Annotated in this window: 2 protein-coding genes; both read right to left on the bottom strand. The window is 80.9% G+C overall.

From position 1 onward, the window contains the following. Nucleotides 1-119 precede the first annotated feature (119 nt). Complete coding sequence (locus GTR02_RS21435; RefSeq protein ID WP_166609494.1) at nt 120-1,184, bottom strand: ATP-binding cassette domain-containing protein; 1,065 nt, start codon at nt 1,182-1,184, stop codon at nt 120-122. A gap of 93 nt (nt 1,185-1,277) precedes the next feature. Next, on the bottom strand, nt 1,278-2,034 hold a 757-nt coding region (locus tag GTR02_RS21430; RefSeq protein WP_205709783.1), incomplete at its 5' end, for an energy-coupling factor transporter transmembrane component T family protein.

Below are 2,034 nucleotides of genomic sequence, written 5' to 3'. Positions count from 1 at the left end.
GGGCGGTGGCGCCACCGGCCCCGCGTCCGCGGGCGCCGCCGGGCCTCGGGCCCCGCCGGGCCGGTCCGCCTCGCCGGGACGGTCGGTGTCCGGGTGCTCGCTGCCGCGGGTCGGGGTGCTCACGGCGACCCGCTGCCCCGGTGCTGCGGGCGGCGGTCGGCGGTGGCCCGCCGCACGGCGTCGGCCAGCGTGCCCTCGTGGTGGCGGACCTCCCGGACGCTCGACAGACCGGCGAGGAGACCCGCGAGGCGGGCCGCGTCGCAGCCCGGGACCTCGACCAGGGTGCCCTCCGGGCGGCGCTCGAAGGTGGCGCCCGGGGCGGCGGAGCTCAGCGCGGACGCCTCCGCCGGGTCGGCCACGAGGACGGCGGCCCCGCCGTCGGGGGCGTAGCGCTCGACGAGGCGCTGCGGGCTCGCGACGTCGAGCAGGCGTCCCCGGCGCAGCAGGGCGACGCGGTCACACAGGCCGGCGGCGCGCCCGGCGTCCCGGGAGGTGAGCAGCACGCTGCCCCCCGCGGCCGCGCGGTGCCGGACGAGCGCGTCGAGGGCGGCCCGGGCCAGCGGTCCGCGGCCCCCGGCCGGTTCGTCCAGGACGACGAGGGGGGTCCCGCCGACGAAGGTCAGGGCGAGCAGCAGTGCCTGCGCACGGTCGGGGTCCAGGCGCTCGGCGCGCCGGCCGGCGACCGCGTCGAGCCCGGCCAGGTCCAGCACGTCGTCCACGGGGAGCGGGGCGGCGTGCACGTCCGACCAGAGCCGGAGGTTCTCGCGGACGGTCAGCCGCGCGAAGGCCGCGGCGACCGACGGCAGCGCGGCCACCAGCCGGTGGGCGACCTGCGGCCGCCGCGCCGGGTCGTGGCCGAGGACCCGGACCTCGCCGGACGTGGGCACCAGCAGCCCCGCGACGGCGGCGAGGAGCGTCGACGTGCCCGCCCCCGGGCGGCCCAGGACGCCGACCACCTCACCGCGGGCCACGTCGAGGTCGACGCCGTCGAGGGCCGGGACGCTGCCGAACCGGATCCGCAGGCCCCGCACGGCGAGGACGCTGGACGCCGGCCCGCCGCGCTCGTCCCCGTCGTCCCCGTCGTGCGCGCGGTCGCGGTCGGGCGGTGCGGCCCGGCCGCCGTCGCCGCGCCGGGTCCGCCACCACGCCACGCGCCGGGCACCGCCGAGCAGGGCTGGGCTCATGGGCCCACGGTGCTCCCGCCGGGGGCACCTCACCAGGCCGCAGCGCAGGTCCCCGGGGTGAGGAATCCACGCCGGGACCGTGGCGGCGGCCCCTCAGCCCAGCAGCGCCGTCGCGACGACGGGGACGGCCGCGACCAGTGCGCCCGCGACGACGAGGACGGTGTCGGCGGTGCTCCAGCGCGCGGGCAGCGCCCACGACCGCCCGTGCGCGTCGGCGAAGCCGCGGGCGTCCATGGCGAGCGACATCCGCGCGGCGCGGCGCAGCGCCTCGACGAGCAGGCCGAACGCCGTCGACGCCGCCCACCGCACCCGCGAGGCGGGGCTGCGGCCCGGCCCGAGGCCGCGGGCCCGCCGGGCACGCGTGAGCTCGTCCCACACCTGCGCCAGGGCGGAGAGCTGCTCGAGCGCGGCGGTCGCGGCGACGACGGCGCGCGCGGGCAGGTGCAGGCGCTGCGCGAGGTGGTCACCGGTCTCGCTCGGGTCGAGCCAGGCCAGGAGCACGACGCCCGGCAGGACGAGGACCGCGATGCGCAGCACCGAGGCGACCGCGGCCGACACCGGGTCACCGTCGTCGCCGAGCAGCCACGTGGACCACCCGACCGACAGCGCGGCGACCGTGACGGGCACCAGGCGCGGGAGCAGGGCCCGCCAGCCGCGCACCGCGAGCGGCAGCAGGAGCAGCTGCACCGCGAGCGCCACGGCCCCGACCCGCCAGGTGTCCACGGCGAGCGAGCCCGCGACGGGCAGGACGGAGGCGACGAGCAGCGACAGCGGTCCGCACCGCCGCACCGGGGGGCCACCCGCGGCGGTCCGCTCCTGCGTGGCAGTGGGCGGGACAGCGGTGGGCGGC

This window comes from Kineococcus siccus, from assembly GCF_009906795.1.
Taxonomy (GTDB): domain Bacteria; phylum Actinomycetota; class Actinomycetes; order Actinomycetales; family Kineococcaceae; genus Kineococcus; species Kineococcus siccus.
This window is presented reverse-complemented; position numbering and strand designations above follow the sequence as displayed.